The organism is Winogradskyella epiphytica, from assembly GCF_003217215.1.
Taxonomy (GTDB): Bacteria; Bacteroidota; Bacteroidia; order Flavobacteriales; family Flavobacteriaceae; genus Winogradskyella; species Winogradskyella epiphytica.
In genome coordinates, this window is the sequence record NZ_QJTD01000016.1 from 1 (window position 1) to 6,505 (window position 6,505).

The window sequence follows — 6,505 nt, forward strand, 5'->3', positions numbered from 1 at the left end:
CGCCTGTTTGAGGTGAACATCCTGAAGCCAATGCTTCCAAAATTTCTATTGTTTTTTCAATTTTCATAATGTTGCTCTAAACTTGTTGCCAACGTGTTTGTGTAAGATTAGTTGCGTGGTTTAAGCACTAAAGTTAGCAAATAAATCACAGATAGAAAGTCCGCGAGGACTTTCGTAAATTGGCTAAAACCAGCAATTAATTTTACACGGTGTTGTGCAACGTATTTTAATTTCCGGTTATTCTATTATATTCAATTTCTAATTCTTTCAACTCGTTTTCGTTAATTGATAGATGTTCGCAAATTCGTTCTCGATTATAATTTATTTTTCGCAACTGTAATACTGCGTTAAAATCCGCAATAATTTTCTGTTCCGCTGTTTCGTTAAATTCCATTTCGCTATTCAATTCAGTTAGTAAATTCCACTTGTCTTTATATTCAGCCAATTTTCCTTTCATAACTCTTTTTTCTTTTTTAAAAGTACTTACTAAAGGTTCACATATTTTTTGGCTTGGAACAATATAAATGTCAGGATGTGATTCTAAATTCTCAAACTTATTATTATAAATTACAAATACTAAAAAGTGATTTTTTTTCTGTTCGACATTGTTCACGACAAGAGATGAATATCCACGAACCGCTTTTACATCAATCGACAAGGTTTCTCCATTTTCTTTAATCACTCTTATATCGATACTTTTCTTATTTCCTTGAGTAATATATGCTTCTAATTCAAGTCGATACAATTTTGATAATATCAAATACTCACTCGCAATTCCTGTATTAAATGTATTCGCTCTCATTTTTTTTCATATGTTGCACAACGTGATTGTATATGGTTTGTTGCGTGGTTTAAACACCTAATTTAGCAAATAAAAACCGAATAGAAAATCCGAGAGGATTTTCGTAAGTAGGCTAGAACTAGCAATAAATTATATACGGTGTTGGCTTTTAGTGCTTTTTTAAATCAGTTATTCATTCAGTTCCTTATCTACCATATATTGAAAAACTTCATCAAAACGTTCGACATAAGGCTCACTCATTCCATAATTAATGTACTCGTTTGCCAATTTGAAATTTTCATTGGCTTTTACATTTTTGTTTAGTTTTTTATAAATCAAACCTAATTGATAATAAGCTTCAGGAAATTGTTTTACTGATTCTAGAGATTTATTATAGAAAAAGATTGCTTTGTCATAATCTTTCATTTCTGTATAACATCTTCCAATATAAAAGAAAATCATATAATTGTCATTAGTGTCAAATCCCAATTTTTCTTCTTCTATATTAACAGTTTCAAAGGTCTTAATAGCTTCTTCAAAATCATCAAGTTTGTATAACGCTTGTCCTTTGTGAAAGCCACAAGGTTCTCCCCAACAAGAATTATAAGAATTCCCTGTAATTTTTTCTATTAAATTAACATCTCTTATAACACCTTCATAATCTCTGTAATAGTATAAAAGAGTCCAAGCTCTATATTCTAAAACATCTGCCTTTCCATTAGCTGTGTCAATTTCAACTGCTTTGTTTAAGACTTCCATAGCTTTGATATGTTCTCCAACTTTTTTATATGAATAAGAAAGTCTTTGCCTCAAATCAACATTATCAGGCTGAACTATTAAAGCAGAGTCTTTATATGTTCTATAAAGTTCAGATGGTTGTAAAAAATAGTTAGACATTTCGTGATACCAATTTGCTATTTCTCCTTTTTTATTTTCATCTAATGATGAATAATCTTTAGGTTGTTTATTATTACAACTATAGACTAAAACTAGTATTGTAAAACTGATGATTTTATATTTTAAGGACATACATCTACGATTTTACCATTATTAATCTTAAACATTAAAAAAGCGTGTACATCTTTGTAATTAAGCCTTTCTAATTGTGAGTTGGAAGCTGGAAATTCTTCTAATTTACTTACTTTATTAATAGTGTGATTTACAAACTCTTTCGAGAAAGCTGTTGCTTTAAAGTCTCTATTCATTTGAATTAAACCAAAATTGCCAACTTTTCCAGAACAGTTTATATTAAAATGAACTATTAAATATCCCGAGTTTGTTTCATTTTTTGGAATATTCTCATTAACATAATTTATTATATATTCATTTCCTTTATTAAAAGTAACATCATCGCCAAAGTAATATTCTCCTTGATATCCATCAAAACAATTTGAGTAAATAGAAGAATTTTTTGCTAGTTCGGTATAGTCTATAACACTTATTGATTCTTTGTGAAAAATGATGTTTTTTGAAACTCTTGAAGAAAAATCTCTTAATTCGATTTTGTTTGAATCATATCTTACAATTTGATAAATTGGTTGTGGATTAGAACTTTCTTTTTGAAGTGATAAAAAGTAAATGCTATCTATTACAAAAAAATTGTATGATTTTGTTTCATACTCTGAAATTGTTTTTAAACCTTGATAGTAATAATTCGTAATAATGTTAAGACTATCATTTTTAAAATAAAATAACTTTTCAATTTCTAAATCATTATTTGGGTTACTGTTTTCGTCTTCAACGACATCGTATTTCCAAATGAATTTCCCTATTTCTTTTTTAACTTTTTGAAGGTCAAGTTTATTTTCTGATTTTATTTTTTTGAATTTAGCACTATTTTTTGGACTCGGTTTTCCGTTTTTGAATGTTTTAAAGTTTGTGGTATCTAGTAAGTCAAAAGCAAGGAATTCGTCATCCTCTTTTTGTGTGATTTTCAGATGTTTTTCTTGAAAGTTAAGTGATTTGTTCTTGTTTATTGATGTGTTTGTAATTTTATCAATACTATTACCTTTATTGTTGTAAAGATATATAGTGTCTTTTTTTTGTTGTATTATGAATGGATAAGGAACCATTTGGTCCATTATTCGGTATGTTCCAATATACATTTCTGAACTAATATTTTGTTTATCACTACAACTAGTTAAAAAAACTAAAGTAATAAATGATAAAATAGTTAATCTCATATAATTCAATATTATAAATTTAAATTTTACAGGCTTTTGTTTATAACTGTAAACTTGCTGTTTTGCGATGTTCTTCAGCATTAAAGCCAACGGTCTTGTGTATGGCTCGTTGCGGGAAATCAGCTATGATTTTCCGCCGTAACCGAAAGATAGCAAATTGCAATGAATTCCGATTAGGAATTCAGCCGCAATGAGCTATACACGTTGTTGTGGGTAGTTTTTAATAGTCTTCAAAATCGTCATCATTGATGTTAAATTCAAGTTCCGTTAATTCTGTACTGTTAGTTGCTGGCATATCTAAAACCACACGTTGTGCTTGTCCATCGTCTGTTATTCTTGTTAATTCTATTTGCCAATTTGAATTTTTGTCAATATAGTAAATTCGACTAATTTCAACTCCAGTTTCAGTCAGATTGTCTATCACTCGACTGTATGGTTCACGGATTCTGATAGGTAAAAACTGAACATCAGAATTCAGAGTGAATTTTAGATTAACTGGGAAAAAATACAAAACCTCAAAATTTAGTTCTTTATCTTCTCCTAAATCTTCTAATTCTATACGAAACCCTTGATTTAATAGTCCAAAAACATTCTCATCAGTTAAGCCAAAGTAATTATCATAATCATGGTCTACTTCCAATTCGTAAATGTCTCCTTGACCACTTGTTGTAAAAGTAAAGTCAAAATATCCATCAGAATCTGTTGTTGTTGAGTCAACATATTGGATGAAATCAACATTTGGCGCTGAACCAAAGCCTGGTATTAAATTAGATTCTCCGATTCTTAATTTGTGATTGTCTAATGGTATTTGATTTTCACTATCATACATCCGACCAAAAACTCTCGTTTCGATACCACTTGGTTCAAATGTATCTTCACAAGATGTGAACAACAACATCAATAATAATAGTAATAAGTAGTCAAATTTTGTTTTCATAGGATAGCTTTTTCTTATTAGATGTTAATTGTCTTGAATGGTTGCATTAAATTACCCACAACGTGTTTGTATATGGTTTGTTGCGTTGTTTAAGCACTAAAGTTAGCAAATAAAAACCGAATAGAAAATCCGCGAGGATTTTCGTAAGTAGGCTAGAACTAGCAATAAATTATATACGGTGTTGGCATTTCGTTGTTTTTATTCCGATTTATTCTGATTCAATTTAATTCTGTTTTTGTTTTTCCTGCATTTAAATGAGTTCGTTTAGCGTTTCATTCACCAAACTTTTCAAATTCCATTTCATTAAATATTTTAACCGTCAGAATGTGATTTTTTTTTAGATTTAATTTGTCCTGTTATTAATAATCCAATTCCTCCTCCGACTAATAATCCAGTAAGAAAATCAGTTCCATCATTTTTAAATGAAAACTGCAAAATAATTCCGATTATCAACATTATTAAACCAATTATTCTTATTCTATTCATAATATATTTTTTCAATTCAGTTTCCGATTTTTCAAACGTGCTAAAAGTCAAACGTTTTTTAAATCACTCTTTTTTATATTTCTTATGCTCTATTTTCTTTTTTTCTAAAATCGCATAAAATTTTCGTGGCGAGATTTTCAAGTCTTTTGTTATTTCACTCACTTTTTTCTTTCCTTTTTTATACAGCTTTAAATTCTCGTTTACTTTTTTGTCAAAGTAATGTTTTTTCAGTTTTTCAACGATTTGTAATTCAGTCAGATTTGAGTCATTTGCATATTTTTCAATTTCCGATTTAATGTTTTTTAAATTACTCATAATTGTCATTTTTACCGGTTCTGCTCAATGAATGCCAACGTGTTTGTATAAGGAAAGTTGCGTGTTTTAAGCACCAAAGTTAGTAAATAAAACACAAGCCAAGAAAATCCGCGAGGATTTTCGCAAGTAGGCTTTTACCAGCAATTTTTTTTATACGGTGTTGGGCACAGTTATTTTTGTTCATAACAATCGTAAGTTGAATTTCTTTTTCGGAAATAGTCGTCCAAAGGTTCCAATCCAATTTTTTTTCGTTCTTCCTCTGCCTTTTCACAATCACAAATAACTGCCTTATTTCCATTCGAACTCAAATAAGCACCTAAATAATGACAGCTATCAATAAACTTACCTCTTCGTCCAATCATTTTTGAGTTTGTATAGTCTAATGGATAAACCACATTATATGGTGATAAACCTCCAGTTAGAATTGCATCTATTAAATATGGTTTTAAATTCAGCACTTCGTCTTTTGAAAAATGGTGTAACATAATAGTTATTTCTCCGAATGCATACTTTCCATTTTCATTTCCGTCTCCAATTATAAATCTATCTGGCCATTTTCCATTATTCTCTTTTATAATTTCTAATAGCCTTTTATAATTATAGCTATCAACTTTCTTTGATTTTTTCCAACTACCAAAAATAGGATGCCTTGAAGCTTGGTCTTTGTCAACCATTTCTGTAAGTTCTTTTCTTAAAGTTAAATTCAATGATTTTAAATATTCTTCTCGTGTTAAATCATATTCTTTTTTCAAAGATTTCCATTCGTCAGATTTTTTAAATTTTGAAAGTTCTTTCTTTATTCTTTTTTCAGTTAAACCAACTAAAATTCCATTTTTTAGATAACCATATGTTTTTTGATTGTCATTCAGTTTTTCGGAATTGATTGAAGCTAATAAGTAATCATCTTTAAAAGGCTTTTCAACAAGTTCAAATGCCATTCGATAAATTGAATCAGCTTTTTTAAATTCCTTGTCAAGATTAGCAATTTCGGCTTCGTTTATTTTTTCGTAATAATTCAGGTAATTTTGAGCTGATAATTTGCTCATTCCAAACAGTAAAATTGTAATTAAAAATGCTAATATTTTTTTCATTCGTTCGTTTTGTGTTAATTGTGCCCAACGGTCTCGGCTATGAGTAGTTGCGTAGTTTAGCGATTAACTTTGCAAGTACACACCAAACTGAAAATCCGCAAGGATTTTCAGAAGTAGGCGAGAACAAGCAATTACTTATAGCCATTGTTGTGCATAGTTTTTATTCTTCCACGACTCCGATGAACATTAAATATTCAATTTCGGTATCATAGATTTCGGTTAATTCGTCTTTTGTTAGGTCAACTTTTTCCTCGTTCAGAGCATAATCCACCATTTCGTTAATATCCATTTCCACATTCGATTCCGATTCACTTTCTGGATTAGGATTTTCGGAAATCAGTCCGATTTTATTCATATAGTTTTCCTCTGCAATTAGAGCACTACGAATCAAATTCAAGTCCGATTTTTTCTTATTCAACTTCAATGCAATGAAACAAGTCGCTTCGTCCAAATCATATATTTGTTTTCCAGCGTTATTTTCATTCACAGTGCAAATCGGTTCGTTTTTACAACCGAAAAAAGAGAGTAAAGTCAAAATGAATATTTTTTTCACGTTTCTGATTGTGTATTATACTGATATAGGTTGACTCTTTTTTGTTATTGTTTACACGTTCAAAAGATTTTTTTTAAGCCGTTTAGAAGGCAAAAAAATAGTTTGAACTAGGTCTATTTTTAAATCTTAAGCTCAGGTAAATTTACCTTATTTTTTCGA

At 29.5% G+C, this 6,505-nt stretch carries 8 protein-coding genes; all 8 read right to left on the reverse strand.

Annotated elements, in window-relative coordinates:
* Positions 1–226 precede the first annotated feature (226 nt).
* On the reverse strand, positions 227–802 hold the full coding sequence (locus tag DFQ11_RS14430) for a hypothetical protein (RefSeq protein ID WP_110476589.1): 576 nt from the start codon (positions 800–802) through the stop codon (positions 227–229).
* Positions 803–970: 168 nt separating this feature from the next.
* Positions 971–1,810 (reverse strand): tetratricopeptide repeat protein, encoded by an 840-nt coding sequence (locus DFQ11_RS14435; protein ID WP_110476590.1) that lies wholly within the window; start codon positions 1,808–1,810, stop codon positions 971–973.
* Positions 1,801–2,964 carry a hypothetical protein gene (locus tag DFQ11_RS14440; RefSeq protein WP_110476591.1) on the reverse strand — a complete coding sequence of 388 codons (1,164 nt, stop codon included), beginning with the start codon at positions 2,962–2,964 and terminating at the stop codon, positions 1,801–1,803. Before DFQ11_RS14440 ends, DFQ11_RS14435 begins: the two co-directional genes overlap by 10 nt.
* A 220-nt stretch (positions 2,965–3,184) precedes the next feature.
* Positions 3,185–3,901, reverse strand: a complete 717-nt coding sequence (locus tag DFQ11_RS14445; protein WP_141675564.1) for a hypothetical protein — start codon at positions 3,899–3,901, stop codon at positions 3,185–3,187.
* 312 nt (positions 3,902–4,213) lie between these two features.
* Entirely contained in the window at positions 4,214–4,387 is a 174-nt protein-coding gene (locus DFQ11_RS15205; RefSeq protein ID WP_158525009.1) for a hypothetical protein, read from the reverse strand.
* 63 nt (positions 4,388–4,450) lie between these two features.
* A complete protein-coding gene (locus DFQ11_RS14450; protein WP_110476594.1) occupies positions 4,451–4,702 on the reverse strand; it encodes a hypothetical protein in 252 nt (83 codons plus the stop codon).
* Between the two features lie 170 nt (positions 4,703–4,872).
* Positions 4,873–5,793: a hypothetical protein gene (locus DFQ11_RS14455; protein WP_110476592.1), complete on the reverse strand. Its 921-nt coding sequence runs from the start codon at positions 5,791–5,793 to the stop codon at positions 4,873–4,875.
* A gap of 160 nt (positions 5,794–5,953) precedes the next feature.
* Positions 5,954–6,328, reverse strand: a complete 375-nt coding sequence (locus DFQ11_RS14460) for a hypothetical protein (RefSeq protein WP_229791313.1) — start codon at positions 6,326–6,328, stop codon at positions 5,954–5,956.
* Between the last annotated feature and the right edge of the window lie 177 nt (positions 6,329–6,505).

What these genes read in the sequence shown, in the direction of transcription:
- DFQ11_RS14435 (WP_110476590.1), bottom strand. Translation starts at nt 1,810, where the DNA reads ATGTCCTTAAAATATAAAATCATCAGTTTTACAATACTAGTTTTAGTC.
- DFQ11_RS14440 (WP_110476591.1), bottom strand. Translation starts at nt 2,964, where the DNA reads ATGAGATTAACTATTTTATCATTTATTACTTTAGTTTTTTTAACTAGT.
- DFQ11_RS14430 (WP_110476589.1), bottom strand. Translation starts at nt 802, where the DNA reads ATGAGAGCGAATACATTTAATACAGGAATTGCGAGTGAGTATTTGATA.
- DFQ11_RS14455 (WP_110476592.1), bottom strand. Translation starts at nt 5,793, where the DNA reads ATGAAAAAAATATTAGCATTTTTAATTACAATTTTACTGTTTGGAATG.
- DFQ11_RS15205 (WP_158525009.1), bottom strand. Translation starts at nt 4,387, where the DNA reads ATGAATAGAATAAGAATAATTGGTTTAATAATGTTGATAATCGGAATT.
- DFQ11_RS14445 (WP_141675564.1), bottom strand. Translation starts at nt 3,901, where the DNA reads ATGAAAACAAAATTTGACTACTTATTACTATTATTATTGATGTTGTTG.
- DFQ11_RS14450 (WP_110476594.1), bottom strand. Translation starts at nt 4,702, where the DNA reads ATGAGTAATTTAAAAAACATTAAATCGGAAATTGAAAAATATGCAAAT.